Raw genomic sequence first — 15,338 nt, 5'->3', positions numbered from 1 at the left:
GGCTACCAACCCCCTATCACCCGTCTTCAGCTTCCCCTGAACAACGTCCTGGGTTTACACAACTAGAGCAACTTTAGCTTTCTTATCAAATATTGATAAGACACATAAGATGCCTATAGCATCGGCCGCATGAACCCCATCGACAATCCCTACGCACCCGGCGCCGGCACGCCGCCGCCGGAACTCGCGGGGCGGGACGACCTGCTCGCAGCAGTCCGGATTGCGACCCAGCGGGTCAGGGCGGGGCGACATGCGAAAAGCGTCCTGATGATCGGCCTGCGCGGCGTGGGAAAGACCGTGCTGCTGGACCGCATGCGCATGCAGGCGGAGGAAGGCGGCCTGCAGACACTGCGCGTCGAAGCACCGGAGGGGCGCTCGCTCCCGGCCATCCTCGCGCCGCAGTTGCGTCAGGCGCTGCTGCGGCTCTCGCGATCCGAACAGGCGAGGGCCCTCGCGGAACGCGCACTTCGCGCATTGGCCGGCTTTGCGAAAGCGCTGCGGCTGCGCTATGCCGACATCGAGGTGGGGATCGACCTGGAGCCCGAGCCCGGTCTCGCCGACAACGGCGATCTCGAACACGACCTGCAGGCGCTTCTGGAAGCCACCGGCCGCGCCGCCCAGGCCGCCGGAACGGCGCTCATCCTGTTCGTCGACGAACTGCAGTACGTGGACGAGGACCAGCTCGCCTCACTCGTCACCGCCCTGCACCGATGCGCCCAGCAGCAGTTGCCGGTCATGCTGGTCGGCGCCGGCCTGCCCCAGCTCCCCGGGCAGATGGGCAGGGCCAGGTCGTACGCCGAACGGCTGTTCGACTTCCCGTTCGTGGGGCCGCTCGACCCCGCTGCCGCCCGTGCGGCCCTGGAGGTCCCGGCCGCCGAGCTCGGCGTGCGCTTCGAGCCCGATGCCGTCCAGGCCATCGTGGAGGCGACCGAGGGCTACCCGTACTTCCTCCAGGAATGGGGAAAGCACGCATGGGATGTCGCCGATGCCTCGCCCATCGACAGGCGCGACGTGGACACGGCCTCGCGCGAAGCGGTCGCCGCGCTGGACGAGAGCTTCTTCCGGGTCCGCTACGATCGCCTGACGCCGGGGGAGAAGCGCTATCTCCGCGCCATGGCCGAGCTCGGCCCCGGGCCGCATCGTTCCGGCGACATCGCCAGCGTCCTGCACCGCCGCGTGGAGAGCCTGGCACCGACGAGAAGCAACCTCATCGTCAAGGGCATGGTCTGGAGCCCCAGCCATGGCGACACCGCATTCACCGTGCCCATGTTCGATGCCTTCATGCGGCGGATCATGCCGGGCGCCGACTGGACGACACGCTGAAGAGAGGGTGGCGGCCCCAGCGGCCGGGCAGCCGCCACCTGCTCCTTGCGCGCTGCTCCAATCCGGTACTGCAGCGCATCCGCCTGTCCTGACAGGGCGCGCTATCCGCGCGCCTCCTGCGCCGCCCACACCCGCAGCAGGTGACGGACCATCCGGTAGCGTTCGCTGGACGGGATGGCGACGCCGTAGTCGCGGTGCAGGCGCTCGACGGCGGCGGTGTCGTCCTCGCCGAGCGCGCCGAGCTGGGCGATCACCAGGGCGTGCTCCTGCGTGGCGAGCGGCAGCGGGTCGGGCAGGCCCAGGGCGGCATCGGCGGCGGCGCGCATCGCCGCGGGATCGCGGGCGGCCGCGGCGGCGTACAGGTCGAGCAGCCGCCGCACCGCCTCGGGCTGGACGTCGGCGTCGATCCAGTCCGGCTCGATCCATACCCCCCGGAGATCCTCGGCCGGCAGGTGCCCGATGGTGGCGTCCGCCACCGCGGCGGCCGCCGAGGCCCAGTCGGCGACGTCGCGCACCGGCCCGAGCAGGGACAGGCCCAGCAGGGTCTCGGCGTGCAGCGAGCCCGCCCCGGGCGCCGCGGCCGGCGCGTCCTCGCCGCGCAGGATCGCCGCCAGCCGCACCGCCCCCCGGTGGGCGCGGGTGAAGCGGTGGCTCGGCAGTTCCAGGATCGGCGCATCCGCCGGCTGCGGGCTGCGCTCGCCGAGGATGTCGAGCACCGGCATGCCGTTGTCGACCAGGTTCTGCAGGGTGTCCGAGGTCTCGCCGCGGAAGCGCGTGCCCGGCGCGCGCAGCGCCACGGTCGGGTGGAAGTCGCTGTGCGGCGGCGCGCGGTAGGCGTCGACGAAGGTGCGCAGCACGCGGGTGCCGCCCATGCGCCGCAGCGCGAACTCCTCGGCCGAGGCCAGCCCGGTGCGCGCCAGCTCCACCCGCAGCGCCTCGCCCTCCAGGCGCGCGACGTCGGGCGCGTGCACCGCCTGCGGATAGGCCACGACCACCAGGTCCACGTCGTTGGCGAGGTACATCTCCGCCTGCGGGAATTCCGCCAGCAGGGCCGAGAGCATGGTGGCCACGAGCGCATCGTCGATCTCGTAGGCCTGCAGCCACTGCACCAGCACCCCGTCCTCGGCGAGATGGCTCCGCAGGAAGGCGTAGAACTCGCGGGTGAACAGACTCGCCACGCCGCTCACCCAGGGGTTCGACGGCTCCGAGACGATGACGTCGTAGTGCCGCCGCCCCGCGGCGAAGAAGGTGCGCGCGTCGTCGAAGATCACGTGCGAGCGGGGATCCTCGTACGCCCGGGCGACGCGGCTGCCGAACAGCCGCGCGCCCTCGTGGATGGCCGGCTCGATCTCCACCGTCTCCAGCCGCTCCACGCGGTCGCTGCCGAGGATGGTGTGGGTGGACAGGCCCGACCCCCAGCCGATCACGCCGACGTTGGCGGGCGCCGGGTGCACCAACAGCGGCAGGGCGCCGGTGAGCACCATGGTCAGTTCGTCCGGGCGCGGCGCCTGGGCGAGGTCGTACACCAGCGCAGCGTCGGACTTCCCGTTGGTGATGATGGCCGCCGAATTGCCCTCGCCGCTGCGCACCACGGCCACCGTGGCGGTCTTGCCGTCGCGCAGGTAGACGACCTCGGCGGAGTGGTGCAGGCGCGGCGCGCCGGAGCGGAATACGCCCGCCGCCTGCGCGCGCGGGTCGGGCCGGCCCAGCACCACGCTGAGCACGAGCACGGCCACGCAGCCCGCCGCCCAACGCAGCACGCGCCCGCTCGGCAGCACGGTCCGGGCGCGCGCGAGCAGCCAGAACCCGAGCGCGGTGTCGCCGACGGCGGCCAGGGTCACGCCGAAGCGGACGCCGACGAGGGGAATCAGCACGTGCACCATGAGCAGCACGCCGGCGATGGCGCCCAGCGTGTTCGCCGCGTAGATGCGCCCGATGCCGGACTCGCCGCCGCCGGCGCGCAGCAGCGCCATGGTGAACAGCGGCAGGGTCATGCCGGCGAAGAAGGCCGCCGGGAACATCACCAGCAGGGCGATGCCGGCACTGCCGAGCGAATACAGCGCATAGCCCGACGGCGTGCGCGAGAGCGCCTGCATCAGCCAGCCGACCCAGTCGAAGGTGCCGGCGAACAACACCACCGACACCAGCGCCATCAAGCCCATCCAGACCTGCGCGACGCCCGCCACCAGCAGCGCGTCGGCGATCTTCCGCGCGCGCTGGCGCACCCACAGCCCGCCGAAGGCCAGGCCCAGCAGGAAGGCCGCGAGCATCAGCTCGAAGCTGTGCAGCGTGGTGCCCAGCACCTGGTTGAGCATGCGGATCCAGCCGATCTCGTAGACGAACGAGAAGGCGCCGGAAGCGAAGGCGACCAGGAGGAGGAAGCGGGAGAGCGAACCCCCGCTCCGGGCCTCCCCCTCATCGCGGGAGAGGGCGCCGCCGGGCCCGGGAGCGCGCGGGGAGGTGTGGGTGCCGAGGTGGGCAGCCCCGCCATCCCCCGCACCTCGCTCCCCGTGTCCGGCTTCCGGCAGAGTCCCCTCGCCCACCCAGCGCGAGACCCACCATGCGCCGGCCGCGACCAGCAGGTTCACCACGCCCGCCGTCGCCATCGCACCGGGCATGCCGAAGGCGGGCAGCAGCACGAAGGTCGCGCCCAGCGCGCCGATCGCTGCGCCCAGGCCGTTCGCGAAGTACAGCCCGCCGAGCACCCGCCCGTCGTCCGCGGGCGCCGCGCGCAGATAGCCGGCGGACAGCAGCGGGAAGGTCGCGCCCAGCAGCACGCAGGCCGGGAGGATCAGCAGCGCGCCGGAGACCCACGGGTAGAGCCGCGCCAGCACGCCGTCGCCCAGCAACGGCAGCACCGCACCCTGCGACAGAGCGCTGTAGCCCAGGAACAGCGGATGGAAGGCCAGCCCGAACAGGCCGATGGCGCCCTCCGCGATCGCGTACGCCAGCAGCAGGCGCCGCCACCGCACCGTGCGCTGGCCCGCCAGCCATGCGCCGAACGCCATCCCGCCCATGAAGATCGACAGCACCAGCGTCTGCGCGTACGCGGCGTGGCCCAGCGTCAGCCCGAGGTAGTGCGACCACAGCGACTGGTAGACCAGCCCGGCGAAACCGCTGGCGATGAAGAGCAGAAGCAGCGCCGCACCGAGGCGACGGGGAGGCTGGGGCATCGTCGAGGTCCTGCGGGGAAACCCGCAGACCTTAGCGCACCGGGGGCGCGCCGCCCGCGTCCGCTGGGCCGTCGCCGTCGCCGGCGTGCAGTGGGTTCTCGTCCGGCGCGGTGTGCAGTGCCGAGGAGCTGCTGTCGGACTGCTGGCCCGGCCAGTGCCTGGGCGACAACGCCGTGCACAAGCACGTGGCCCTGCTGCGCGCGGCGCTCGGCGACAGCGCGCGCCGGCCCCGCTACATCTCGACCGTGCACCGCCGCGGCTATCGCCTGCTGGTGCCCGTCGTCCCCGCGGACGACGCCTGGGCCGACGACGACGCATGGGCGGCCTGCATCGACGCGCTGGTCGCCGGCCTGTGCGGGCTCGACGATCTGCTGCGCACCGCTTCGCCGCCCGCGGCGACCGGCGGCCGCTCTTCCGCGCTGGCCCGCCTCGTCCGCGAGAACCGGCGCCTGCGTCGCCTGTGCCATGCGCTGCTGGAGCGCTGCCGCCGAAGTGCGGCGCGGTCCGGTCCCCGCTGAAGCGGCTCCGCTGCGGTCGATCCTTCCGCCCATGAGGCAGCTCAGGGTGTGGGCAGGTGACGGGGTTTCCCACACCACCTGACACTTCGCGTCACTTTCTGCCGCAGCATCTTGACGCCCCGCCGACAAGCGTGAACCCGATCACGACGGGCGGTCGGATCGGAGTTGGCACGGTCCGTGCATCAATGCCCGTGCACGTGCTCCCCTCGGCGCACGGCACCCAGGGATCGGGGAACCGATACCGGGGCCTACGTGGACACTCACCAACTCTTCAATGGGGAAGAAACAATGACCAAGCAGATGAAGCGCGCCCAGCAGGGCTTCACCCTGATCGAACTGATGATCGTCGTCGCGATCATCGCGATCCTCGCCGCCATCGCCCTGCCGGCGTACCAGAACTACGTCGCCAAGTCGCAGGCCACCGCCGGCCTCGCCGACATCCGTGGCGGCGTGACCGCATTCGAGGAAGGCATCCAGGGCGGCACCCGTACCGATGCGGTCTCCGCCACGGCGATCGGCCTTGCAGACGACACCCCGCGCTGCGCCATCGAGGCCGACGGCGACTGGGCCGACGCGTCGGGCCAGACCATCGTCTGTGAGATCAAGGGCAACCCGAGCGTCAATGGTGAGACGGTCACGCTGACCCGCGACGTGAACGGGCAGTGGGCCTGCACCACCAGCATCGCGAACGAGAGCCACCGTCCGAACAACTGCGCAGGCCCGTAATCGGCCCCCGCAGGAGCACCTGCACGCTGTACCGGAGGCCCCGCTCGCGCGGGGCTTCCTTTTGGGGCCGCTGAGGCAGTACTGCTGCAGCGGCAGCATGGCTGGAAGGGGGCAGCATGATGAGCCGCACAAAGGGATTTACCCTCATCGAACTGATGATCGTCGTGTCGATCATCGCCATCCTCGCGGCGATCGCGCTGCAGGCATGGGGCCTGTTCACGGCACGCAGCCAGGTCGTGACCGGAATGGGCGACATTTCCACTGGACGAAGCGGTTTCGAGGTATTGCTTGCGGAGGGCCGCTCGAACTTCGCCGCGAACGACATCGGCCTGGCGAGCGAGACCGCCCGCTGTTCCATCGATGTGGAGCCCGCAGCAACCGGCTTCATCAACTGTACGTTGAAAGGCGACCCGAAGATCGCGGGTTCCTACGTCCGGCTGTCCCGCAGCAACGAAGGCCTATGGCGCTGCGAGTCCGACCTCGAAGATGCACGACTGCTACCCGGCGAATGCCGCTGACGGCCCAGCACGGCTGGCCTCGCAGTAAACCAAGCCCTATTACACGAGCGGTTCGGGCCACTCCCCCGCCATCTGCGCCGAGGCGCCCATGCGGTTCGCGATGACGCGGGCGGCCATGGGCGCGTCGAGGTACTCGCGGGCGCTGTCGCCGAGCCGGACCCAGCATTCGAGTTCGAGCGTGAGCGCCCCCAGGTGCGCCAGCGCCTCGCGGTGCACCGGGCTCGTCCCGACGCCGCCGCTCTCCGCCGCCGAAGCGGCCAGCAGCCGGGCGATGGTGCCGAGCCGCTCCAGGCTGTGCCCGGCGCAGGCGCGGGCCGCCGCCTCGATCTCGCGCAGCCTCTGGGGATGCAGCCGGGCGAGCCCCGCGTCCTGCGGCAGGCCGTCGAAGCTGCCCTGGAGATGATGCAGCAGGCGTTCCAGCGGCCTCCGCTGGCCTGCCCGCCCTGCCGTGGCGGCCGCATCGCACTGTGCGTCCAGACGGTCGTCTGCGTCCATGCTCGCTCCTTTCATTCGTCCCTGGGGTCCTGCCGGGTGCCGGGCGCATCGCGGTAGATCGCGTCGAGGGAGAGCGTCGGCAGCACCCGGCAGAGCGCCTTGGCGCGCTGCGGACTCGGCGCATAGCGACCGGTCTCCCACCCCGATACCGTCACCTTTTCCACGTTCACCCTGTGGGCGAGCTGGCGCTGGCTGAGGCCGGCGGCCAGACGCGCGACGCGGATGGGATGCATGCCGCGACTGTCCATGGGACGCGAGTTTTGCGGGGCCATACCGCCATGTCAACGTATGCCACACGACAGGAGGTATGGCAGGTCCATACCCTTCGGAGGCCCTTTTCGACCTCCTGCCCATGTCCTCGTTTCCGGAACGACTCCGCGCGGCCCGTCTCGCGCTCGGCATGACCCAGGAGGAGCTGGGCTTCGAGCTCGGCGTCACCAAGGCCTCGGTCTCCGCCTGGGAAACGGGCCGCGAGGCGCCGAGCTTCCGGCTGCTCCCCGGGCTGCGCGAGGCCCTCGCCTGCAGCCTCGACGCCCTGATCTGCGGCATCGAGGCCGAAGGCGTGCGCGAGGGCAACGCCGACGCACGCTATGCCTCCCGGGCCCGCGACGCCGGCGAGCGCGCCCTGCTCCAGCGCTACCGGACCCTGCCCGCCCGACAGCAGGCCGCCCTGCTGACGCTGGTCAAGGACGCCCGCAGCGAGCGGGACTGAAGCCTCGGTCCAGAACGCGAGACATGAGCAGTAGAAAGAGGAGAGGCGTCGGCCTGCCCTCGTTTCTCACTCCTCTTCGCTCGCTTCTCGCACCGGCATGTCTCGCTCCCCGCCCCGGGGATGCGGCACACTGCGCGGCGCCGCCGCGGCGGCCCCCTCCCGCAGCCCACCGACCGGCCAGGATGTCCATGAACGCCATCGCCACCTCGAACCTCGTCGGCATCACCGGCATCGTCCGCCGCCTGGTGCTCGACGGCGCCCTCAGCGACGTCGACGCGCGCCAGGCCATGGAGGCGGCGGTCGCCGAGAAGAAGCCGGTCCACGTCTACCTGCTGGACAAGCGCCTGGTCACTCCGGTCCAGATCACCGCGGCGAACTCCATGGAGTTCGGCATCCCGCAGTTCAACGCGGCCGCCATGGACTTCTCCCAGGCCGCGGTGAAGCTGGTCAGCGAGGAACTGATCCAGAAGCACCAGGTGCTGCCCCTGGTCAAGCGCGGCAACCGCCTGTTCGTGGCCACCTCCGACCCCACCAACAGCCGCGCGCTGGACGAGATCAAGTTCGCGGCCAACCTGTCGGTGGAGCCGGTGCTGGTGGACGAGGAGGGGCTGAAGCGAGCCATCGAGCAGGCCTTCGCCGCGACGGATGCCCTGGGCTCGGATTTCGAGGACGACTCGCTGGACAACCTCGAGGCCGCGGCCGGCGACGCCGACGGTGACGCGGGCAATGCCACGGACATCAAGGGCGACGACACGCCCGTGGTGCGCTTCGTCAACAAGATGCTGGTCGATGCGATCAAGCGCGGGGCGTCGGACATCCACTTCGAGCCCTACGAGACCGAGTACCGGGTGCGCTTCCGCATCGACGGCGTGCTCAAGGTGGTGGCCAAGGCGCCGGTGGCGCTCAACACGCGGCTCGCGGCGCGCCTGAAGGTGATGGCCGCGCTCGACATCGCCGAGAAGCGCGTGCCCCAGGACGGCCGCATCAAGCTCAAGATCTCCAAGAACAAGGAGATGGACTACCGCGTCAGCACCCTCCCGACCCTGTTCGGCGAGAAGATCGTGCTGCGCCTGCTCGATTCCGGCTCGGCCAAGCTCGGCATCGACAAGCTGGGCTACGAGGACGACCAGAAGGCGCTGTACATGAGCGCCCTGTCCAAGCCCTACGGCATGATCCTGGTGACCGGCCCCACCGGCTCGGGCAAGACGGTGTCGCTCTACACCGGCCTGAACATCCTCAACGACGAGGGGCGCAACATCTCCACCGTCGAGGACCCGGTCGAGATCCGGGTGCCGGGCATCAACCAGGTGCAGCAGAACGTCAAGCGCGGCATGACCTTCGCCGCGGCCCTGCGCAGCTTCCTGCGCCAGGACCCGGACGTGATCATGGTCGGCGAGATCCGCGACCTGGAGACCGCCGAGATCGCGATCAAGGCCGCGCAGACCGGCCATCTGGTCCTCTCCACCCTGCACACCAACGACGCGCCGCAGACCATCTCGCGCCTGATGAACATGGGCGTGGCGCCCTACAACATCACCTCCTCGGTGAGCCTGGTCATCGCCCAGCGCCTGGCGCGGCGACTGTGCAACAGCTGCAAGCGCCCGGTGGACCTGCCGGAGAAGGCGCTGCTGGCCGAGGGCTTCACCGCCCAGGACATCGCCGCCGGCCTGACCATCTACGAGGCGGTCGGCTGCAGCGAATGCACCGAGGGCTACAAGGGCCGCGTCGGCGTGTACCAGGTCATGCCCATGACCGAAGAGATCCAGAAGATCGTCCTGGAGGGCGGCAACGCCATGGCCATCGCCGACGCCGCCGAGCGCTCGGGGGTGGACGACCTGCGCCGCTCGGCGCTCAAGAAGGTCAAGGCCGGCCTGACCAGCCTCGCCGAGATCAACCGCGTGACCAAGGACTGACCGGTCGGCGCTGCGGGACGACCAGAGCCTTCGCCCTTCGGGGCGCTCCGTGACCCGGTTCGCTTGCTCCCGCCACGGGGACGGGTAGACTCCGCGGCACGCGCGGCCGCAGCCGCGCACGGGGAATGTGCGGGGCATCGGCTTGGGGGAAGGCCGGTCGCGGGGATGGGGAATCAACGGTAGAGCACCCGGGCCCGCGTCCGAGGCATTGGACGCCGCAGCATCGATTCGCTAAGCCGGCCGCCGCGCGGCCAACGAGAGACCAGCATGGCCACCGCCACCGCACGCAAGCCCACCGCGACCAAGGTCCGCGAGAACCCCCTGCAGGACTTCACCTGGACCGGCGTCGACAAGCGCGGCCAGCTGATGAAGGGCGAGATCCAGAGCAAGTCGGTCAACCTGGTCAAGGCGGAACTCCGGAAACAGGGCATCACCCCGCGCGTGGTGAAGCCCAAGGCCAAGCCCCTGTTCGGCAAGGCCGGCAGCACCATCAAGGCGCAGGACATCGCGGTCTTCAGCCGCCAGCTCGCGACCATGATGCAGTCGGGCGTGCCCATGGTGCAGGCCCTGGACATCCTCGCCTCGGGGCAGAAGAACGTCCGCATGTCGACCCTGATCGGCAGCATCCGCGACGAGGTCTCCGGCGGCTCCTCGCTCTCGGAAGCCTTGGGCAAGCACCCGGTGCAGTTCGACGAGCTGTACCAGAACCTCGTCCGCGCAGGCGAAGGCGCCGGCGTGCTCGACACCGTGCTCGATACGATCGCGACCTACAAGGAGCGCATCGAGGGACTGAAGGGCAAGATCAAGAAGGCGCTGTTCTACCCCGCTGCGGTCATTGCAGTGGCGATCCTGGTGTCCTGCGTCCTGTTGATCTTCGTGATCCCGCAGTTCCAGTCCGTCTTCCAAGGTTTCGGAGCGGACCTTCCTGCCTTCACTCAAATGTTGGTGAACCTGTCCGAGTGGATGCAGTCCTATTGGTGGCTTCTGCTCGTTGTGACCTTGGGAACAGGCTTCGGACTGGTCGCGCTGAAGAAGCGGTCGCTAGCCTTCGCTCACTTCCTCGACCGCATGGTGCTCAAGATCCCGGTGATAGGCCAGATCATGCACCAGTCCGCGATCGCCCGCTTCTCCCGCACGCTCGGTATCACCTTCCGCGCCGGCGTTCCACTGGTGGAGGCGCTCGACACCGTGGCGGGCGCCACCGGCAACGTGGTCTACGAGAAGGCGGTGAAACGCATCCGCGACGACGTGGCGGTCGGCTACCCCGTGAACCTGTCGATGAAGCAGGTCGGCCTGTTCCCGCACATGGTGGTGCAGATGACGGCCATCGGCGAGGAGGCCGGCGCACTCGACACCATGCTGTTCAAGGTGGCGGAGTTCTACGAGCAGGAGGTCAACAACGCCGTGGATGCGCTCACCAGCCTGCTGGAGCCGCTGATCATGGTCTTCATCGGCGTGGTCGTCGGCGGCATGGTCGTCGGCATGTACCTGCCGATCTTCAAGCTTGCGGCCGCCGTCGGCTGACCCGGTGCTGGACGTACTTACCGCCTCCCCCGCGCTCGCCATCGGCGGCGCCCTCGTGCTCGGCCTGCTGGTCGGCAGCTTCCTCAACGTGGTCATCCTGCGCCTGCCGCCGCGCCTGGAGTGGCAGTGGCGGCGCGACTGCCGGGAGATGCTGGAGCTTCCGGCGGTGGACGAACCGCAGCCGCCGGACCTCGTCTTCCGGCGCTCGCACGACCCGGCCACCGGGGCTCCGCTGGCGTGGTGGGAGAACATCCCCCTGCTGAGTTGGGCCCTGCTGCGGGGGCGCTCGCGCCACAGCGGCGAGCGCATCTCGCTGCAGTACCCGGCGGTCGAGCTGCTCACCGGCGTTCTGTTCGCGGTCTGCGTCTGGCAGTTCGGGGCGACGGTGCAGGGACTGGCCGCCCTCGTGTTCACCGCGCTGCTGGTCGCGATGTCGGGCATCGACCTGCGCACGACCCTGCTCCCGGACCAGCTCACCTATCCCCTGCTCTGGCTGGGCCTGCTGGCCGCCGCCTTCGGCGTCTACGGCGTGACGCCGACGCAGGCCATCCTCGGCGCGACGATCGGCTACCTGGCGCTGTGGTCGGTGTACTGGGGCTTCAAGCTGCTCACCGGCAAGGAGGGCATGGGCTACGGCGACTTCAAGCTGCTTGCCGCACTGGGCGCCTGGTGCGGGGCCATCGGCATCCTGCCGATCGTGCTGCTCTCGGCCGTGGCCGGCGCCGTGATCGGCAGCGCCTGGCTGGCCATCAAGGGCCGCGACCGCGCGACGCCCATCCCCTTCGGCCCCTACCTGGCCATCGCCGGCTGGGTGCAGTTCGTCTTCGGCGACCGCATCCTCGCGGCCTACTTCGCCCCCTTCGTGACCTGAAGCGCGCTGCATTGCGGCCCTGCACGCAGCGGCCCACAATCGGCCGCATGCACGCCATCGAGGACATGCTGCGCCACTGGCTGGAGGACCAGCCGGAGATCAGGCTGGCCTACCTGTTCGGCTCGCTCGCCCGCGGGCAGGCGCGTCGCGACAGCGACGTCGACCTCGCGATCGATACCCGATCGCCACTGGACGCGGCACGCAAGGCAGGGATGATCGAGGAGCTCACGGCACTGACCGGCAGGCCTGTGGATCTGGTCGAACTCGCCGGGGCAGGCGAACCCCTCTTGGGCCAGGTGCTTGACGGCCGGCGACTGAAAGGCCACGACGCGGCGCACGCCGCGCTGGTCCTGCGCCATGTAATGGATGCAGCGGACTTCCTTCCGTACCGGGACAGGATCCTGCGTGAACGGCGGCTCGCATGGACGCGCGGCTGATCGCGGAAAAGAGCGAATCCCTGAGGCGCTGCGTTGCGCGCGTACGGGCGACGTGTCCGGCGACAGCCGGGGCGCTTGCCACCGATGTCGACGCACAGGACATCGTCAGCCTGAACCTGACCCGCGCCGTGCAGCTTGCCGTCGACATCGCCAGCCACCTTCTCGCAGGGCTCGACGTTCCCGTGCCGCACACCATGGGAGAGACCTTCGATCGCCTCGCCCAGGCCGGGGTGATCGACGAGGATCTCGCGAGGCGGATGCGTGCCGCCGTGGGCTTCCGGAACCTCGCGGTCCACAGCTACGCACGGATCGACTGGGAGATCGTCCACGCACTCTGCACGTCGCGGCTGGACGACTTCGCGACCTTCGTGGCCGCAGTGGCGGGAGACTGAGACGGGGATTCCGCCCTCACCTGCCCATGTCACGGAATCCTGAGATCATGGGCGGGTATCCGCACATGGCCTTCTACCGCCTGATGACCACGATCTCCCCGCAGGACGTCATCCAGACCTACGACCGCTACGCCCCCATCTACGACCGCTTCTTCGGTGCCGTGCTCGAACCGGGCCGCAAGCGCCTCGCCGCCGCGGTCGCGCGGCTGCAGCCCGAGACCCTGCTCGAGGTCGGCGTGGGATCCGGGCTCACGCTGTTCCAGTACCCGGAGAAGACCCGCGTGGTGGGGGTGGACATCTCGGAAGGCATGCTGGAGCACGCCCGCCGCCGCGCGGACGCGATGCCGGAGCGCGACATCACCCTGCGCGCGATGAACGCCGAGGCGATGGACTTCCCCGACGCGAGCTTCGACTGCGTCACCGTCCCCTACGTGCTCTCGGTGACGCCCGAGCCGGCCCGCCTGGTGGCCGAGCTGCGTCGCGTGTGCAGGCCCGGCGGCACGATCATGATCCTCAACCACTTCAGCGGCAGCCGCTTCTGGTGGCTGCTGGAGCGCGCCGTCCGCAGCATCGCGGCGCGCATCGGCTTCCGCTCCGACTTCGACTATGCCGAGCAGATCCTGGCCCACGACTGGACGGTGGAGTCGGTCGAGCCGGTCAACCTGATGGGGCTCTCGAAGCTCGTGATCATCCGGAACTGAGGCATGCCGCAGCCCTGCCTCACGCCCCGCCCGCGGGGGGGGACCGGGACATGCGACGGGCGCACCGCGCGTGCGGGCAGCTCGGCCAACGGCCGGCGCGGAAGCAGAAGCCGGAGCGCCCTCTCCCCAGCCCTCCCCCGCTGTCCACGGGGGAGGGGGCTGGCGGGCCCGAGGAACGAGTGGAAAGGAGTAGGAAGCGAGGGCCGGTGTCTGCGCCTCCTCTCGTTTCCCACTCGTCCTGCCGCACTTCTCGCCGTGAAGCCCCTTCCCCGACCTGCAGGGGAAGGCCAGGGCGGCGGAGACGACGCAGCGTGCACGACAGCGACCGGCAGGGTCCGGCGGAGCCGCCGCCGTGGCTGACTTCGTCGTCGCCGTCACCGGCGGGATCGCCTCGGGCAAGAGCGCGGTGACGCGGCGCTTCGAAGCGCTCGGCGTGCACGTGGCGGATGCGGACGTGAGCGCGCGCGCGCTGGTCGAGCCCGGACAGCCGGCGCTCGAGGCCATCGTGGCGCGCTTCGGCGTCGAGATCCTGCTCGCCGACGGCCGCCTCGACCGTGCCGCACTGCGCGCCCGGGTGTTCGAGGACACTGGCGCGCGCCGCGAGCTCGAGGCCCTGCTGCATCCGCGCATCCGCGCCGCACTGGAGGCGGAATGCCGCGCGGCGCCGGGTCCCTACGCCGTCGTGGCGATTCCGCTGCTGGCCGAGGGCGGGCGCGCCGCCTATCCCTGGGTGGACCGCGTGCTCGTGGTCGACGTGCCCCGCGAAGTGCAGCTCGACCGCCTCATGCGCCGCGACGGCATCGACGACGCTCTCGCCGCGCGCATGCTGGACGCCCAGGCCGGTCGCGAGGTGCGCCGCGCCCTCGCGGACGACCTCGTCGACAACAGCGGGGACCTCCCCGCCCTGCACGCACAGGTCGATGCGCTGCACGCGCGGTACCGGGCGCTCGGCGCCGCCCGCTCCTAGCGGCGCCCGCGGCGGCCCGCCGCCGGAGGCGCGTCGAGCGCTCAGCCGGGCCAGAGCCCACGGATGGCGGCGATGCCCTGGGCGCCGTGACGCCGCGCCTCCGCGTGGTCCTCCGGCCGCAGGCCGCCGAGGCCGTAGAGGGGCAGGCTGACCTGCTCGCGCAGCCGCGCGAAGGCCGGCCACCCGAGCGGGACCGCGTCCGGATGACTGGCGGTGGGCTGCACCGGCCCCAGGACGGCGAAGTCACAGCCGAGCGCCTGCGCCCGCAGGAGATCCCCGGCGTCGTGACAGGAGGCCGCGACGCGCTGGCCGGCGGGCAGCGGGCGCTCCGCCAGCGACGCGAGCTGCGCCGCGCGCAGATGCACCCCGACGCCGAGTTCCGCCGCGAGCGTCGCGTCGCCGTTGAGCAGGAGTTCGGCGCCGACGACGCGGCATCGCATCGCCAGCGAGGCGGCCAGCGTCCGCCTCGCCTCGTCGGGCAGGGACGGCGCACGCAGCTGCACGCGCCGCACCCCGGCCTGCAGTGCGCGCTCCACCCCTTCGCGGATCGAGGGCGCGGACAGGTCGGGCGTGATCAGGTAGGTCGCCGGCTGAGTCAGCGCGGCGATCACCGGGACGTCGGCCGGGGGCGTGGGATAGACCGCAAGCCGGTCCTGGGGCGTCCAGGCCAGCGCCTGCTTCTCGAGCCCGCGCGCCTGCCCGCGCCAATTCGACACGAGGTAGACGTCGAGGACGATCCGCCGCTTCGGGTAGGCCTGCGGCACGGCGATCAGCGGGGTGCAGCGCCCGATCTGGACGCCGAGCTCCTCGCGCAGCTCGCGCGCCAGGGCCTGCTCGGGGCTCTCGCCGGGCTCCACCTTGCCGCCCGGGAACTCCCAGAGGCCCGCCAGTTCCCGCCCCTCGGTCCGCCGCGTCAGCAGCACCCGGCCGCGGGCATCGCGGAGCACGGCGGCGACGACGTGGAGCGGCGGACGCTGGTCTGGACCTTCGGGCATGGTCGCCGGGAAGAGCGGCTGCGGCAGGAAGTGTACGGGTCGAGACGTGAGTGAGGAGAAGCGGGAGCAGGGC

At 70.8% G+C, this 15,338-nt stretch carries 16 protein-coding genes; 12 read left to right on the top strand and 4 right to left on the bottom strand.

Going from position 1 to position 15,338, the window contains the following annotated elements; translation table 11 throughout:
* Positions 1-129 precede the first annotated feature (129 nt).
* Complete coding sequence (locus ACFO3Q_RS14435) at positions 130-1,323, top strand: AAA family ATPase (protein ID WP_377005447.1); 1,194 nt, start codon at positions 130-132, stop codon at positions 1,321-1,323.
* Between the two features lie 101 nt (positions 1,324-1,424).
* Here ACFO3Q_RS14435 and ACFO3Q_RS14430 read toward each other — a convergent pair whose 3' ends face one another.
* Positions 1,425-4,496 (bottom strand): spermine/spermidine synthase domain-containing protein, encoded by a 3,072-nt coding sequence (locus ACFO3Q_RS14430; RefSeq protein ID WP_377005446.1) that lies wholly within the window; start codon positions 4,494-4,496, stop codon positions 1,425-1,427.
* A 110-nt stretch (positions 4,497-4,606) separates the two neighbouring features.
* Here ACFO3Q_RS14430 and ACFO3Q_RS14425 point away from each other — a divergent pair, with 110 nt between their 5' ends.
* From ACFO3Q_RS14425 to ACFO3Q_RS14415, 3 genes are all read left to right on the top strand, one after another.
* Positions 4,607-5,014: a winged helix-turn-helix domain-containing protein gene (locus ACFO3Q_RS14425; RefSeq protein WP_377005445.1), complete on the top strand. Its 408-nt coding sequence runs from the start codon at positions 4,607-4,609 to the stop codon at positions 5,012-5,014.
* A gap of 288 nt (positions 5,015-5,302) precedes the next feature.
* On the top strand, positions 5,303-5,740 hold the full coding sequence (locus ACFO3Q_RS14420; RefSeq protein WP_377005444.1) for a pilin: 438 nt from the start codon (positions 5,303-5,305) through the stop codon (positions 5,738-5,740).
* 116 nt (positions 5,741-5,856) lie between these two features.
* On the top strand, positions 5,857-6,258 hold the full coding sequence (locus ACFO3Q_RS14415; protein ID WP_377005443.1) for a pilin: 402 nt from the start codon (positions 5,857-5,859) through the stop codon (positions 6,256-6,258).
* A 39-nt stretch (positions 6,259-6,297) separates the two neighbouring features.
* On the opposite strand, the gene ACFO3Q_RS14410 is transcribed toward ACFO3Q_RS14415, so the two are convergent.
* Together ACFO3Q_RS14410 and ACFO3Q_RS14405 are read right to left on the bottom strand one after the other, a co-directional pair.
* Positions 6,298-6,753: a hypothetical protein gene (locus ACFO3Q_RS14410; protein WP_377005441.1), complete on the bottom strand. Its 456-nt coding sequence runs from the start codon at positions 6,751-6,753 to the stop codon at positions 6,298-6,300.
* 11 nt (positions 6,754-6,764) lie between these two features.
* Entirely contained in the window at positions 6,765-6,986 is a 222-nt protein-coding gene (locus ACFO3Q_RS14405; RefSeq protein WP_377005440.1) for a helix-turn-helix transcriptional regulator, read from the bottom strand.
* 119 nt (positions 6,987-7,105) lie between these two features.
* Between ACFO3Q_RS14405 and ACFO3Q_RS14400 the strand changes: the two genes are divergently transcribed.
* The 8 genes from ACFO3Q_RS14400 (at position 7,106) to coaE (ending at position 14,270) form a co-directional block, all read left to right on the top strand.
* Positions 7,106-7,465 (top strand): helix-turn-helix domain-containing protein, encoded by a 360-nt coding sequence (locus ACFO3Q_RS14400; RefSeq protein WP_377005439.1) that lies wholly within the window; start codon positions 7,106-7,108, stop codon positions 7,463-7,465.
* 188 nt (positions 7,466-7,653) lie between these two features.
* Entirely contained in the window at positions 7,654-9,378 is a 1,725-nt protein-coding gene (gene pilB / locus ACFO3Q_RS14395) for a type IV-A pilus assembly ATPase PilB (protein ID WP_377005438.1), read from the top strand.
* 267 nt (positions 9,379-9,645) lie between these two features.
* On the top strand, positions 9,646-10,902 hold the full coding sequence (locus tag ACFO3Q_RS14390) for a type II secretion system F family protein (protein ID WP_377005437.1): 1,257 nt from the start codon (positions 9,646-9,648) through the stop codon (positions 10,900-10,902).
* A gap of 7 nt (positions 10,903-10,909) precedes the next feature.
* The gene (locus tag ACFO3Q_RS14385; RefSeq protein WP_377005450.1) at positions 10,910-11,773 is read left to right on the top strand and encodes a prepilin peptidase; all 864 of its coding nucleotides are present in this window, start codon (positions 10,910-10,912) and stop codon (positions 11,771-11,773) included.
* 47 nt (positions 11,774-11,820) lie between these two features.
* Complete coding sequence (gene mntA, locus ACFO3Q_RS14380) at positions 11,821-12,210, top strand: type VII toxin-antitoxin system MntA family adenylyltransferase antitoxin (protein ID WP_377005436.1); 390 nt, start codon at positions 11,821-11,823, stop codon at positions 12,208-12,210.
* Complete coding sequence (gene hepT, locus ACFO3Q_RS14375; RefSeq protein WP_377005435.1) at positions 12,195-12,602, top strand: type VII toxin-antitoxin system HepT family RNase toxin; 408 nt, start codon at positions 12,195-12,197, stop codon at positions 12,600-12,602. Before mntA ends, hepT begins: the two co-directional genes overlap by 16 nt.
* A 26-nt stretch (positions 12,603-12,628) precedes the next feature.
* A complete protein-coding gene (locus ACFO3Q_RS14370) occupies positions 12,629-13,303 on the top strand; it encodes a class I SAM-dependent methyltransferase (RefSeq protein ID WP_377005434.1) in 675 nt (224 codons plus the stop codon).
* A 352-nt stretch (positions 13,304-13,655) separates the two neighbouring features.
* Positions 13,656-14,270, top strand: a complete 615-nt coding sequence (gene coaE, locus ACFO3Q_RS14365) for a dephospho-CoA kinase (RefSeq protein WP_377005433.1) — start codon at positions 13,656-13,658, stop codon at positions 14,268-14,270.
* 41 nt (positions 14,271-14,311) lie between these two features.
* Here the strand turns inward: coaE and ACFO3Q_RS14360 are convergent, their stop codons facing one another.
* Positions 14,312-15,265: a Nudix family hydrolase gene (locus ACFO3Q_RS14360; RefSeq protein ID WP_377005432.1), complete on the bottom strand. Its 954-nt coding sequence runs from the start codon at positions 15,263-15,265 to the stop codon at positions 14,312-14,314.
* Positions 15,266-15,338 lie beyond the last annotated feature (73 nt).

It is taken from the genome of Coralloluteibacterium thermophilum (assembly GCF_042654365.1).
GTDB classification, from domain to species: domain Bacteria; phylum Pseudomonadota; class Gammaproteobacteria; order Xanthomonadales; family Xanthomonadaceae; genus Coralloluteibacterium; species Coralloluteibacterium thermophilum.
The sequence above is the reverse complement of the archived record's forward strand: the minus strand, read 5'-3'. Positions and strand labels throughout refer to the sequence as shown.

Bases quoted from the DNA above. Each gene is read 5' to 3' on its own strand.
- ACFO3Q_RS14390 (WP_377005437.1), top strand. From the start codon at position 9,646: ATGGCCACCGCCACCGCACGCAAGCCCACCGCGACCAAGGTCCGCGAG.
- ACFO3Q_RS14360 (WP_377005432.1), bottom strand. From the start codon at position 15,265: ATGCCCGAAGGTCCAGACCAGCGTCCGCCGCTCCACGTCGTCGCCGCC.
- mntA (WP_377005436.1), top strand. From the start codon at position 11,821: ATGCACGCCATCGAGGACATGCTGCGCCACTGGCTGGAGGACCAGCCG.
- ACFO3Q_RS14410 (WP_377005441.1), bottom strand. From the start codon at position 6,753: ATGGACGCAGACGACCGTCTGGACGCACAGTGCGATGCGGCCGCCACG.
- ACFO3Q_RS14435 (WP_377005447.1), top strand. From the start codon at position 130: ATGAACCCCATCGACAATCCCTACGCACCCGGCGCCGGCACGCCGCCG.
- ACFO3Q_RS14430 (WP_377005446.1), bottom strand. From the start codon at position 4,496: ATGCCCCAGCCTCCCCGTCGCCTCGGTGCGGCGCTGCTTCTGCTCTTC.
- ACFO3Q_RS14415 (WP_377005443.1), top strand. From the start codon at position 5,857: ATGATGAGCCGCACAAAGGGATTTACCCTCATCGAACTGATGATCGTC.
- ACFO3Q_RS14405 (WP_377005440.1), bottom strand. From the start codon at position 6,986: ATGCATCCCATCCGCGTCGCGCGTCTGGCCGCCGGCCTCAGCCAGCGC.
- ACFO3Q_RS14370 (WP_377005434.1), top strand. From the start codon at position 12,629: ATGTCACGGAATCCTGAGATCATGGGCGGGTATCCGCACATGGCCTTC.
- ACFO3Q_RS14400 (WP_377005439.1), top strand. From the start codon at position 7,106: ATGTCCTCGTTTCCGGAACGACTCCGCGCGGCCCGTCTCGCGCTCGGC.
- ACFO3Q_RS14420 (WP_377005444.1), top strand. From the start codon at position 5,303: ATGACCAAGCAGATGAAGCGCGCCCAGCAGGGCTTCACCCTGATCGAA.
- hepT (WP_377005435.1), top strand. From the start codon at position 12,195: ATGGACGCGCGGCTGATCGCGGAAAAGAGCGAATCCCTGAGGCGCTGC.
- pilB (WP_377005438.1), top strand. From the start codon at position 7,654: ATGAACGCCATCGCCACCTCGAACCTCGTCGGCATCACCGGCATCGTC.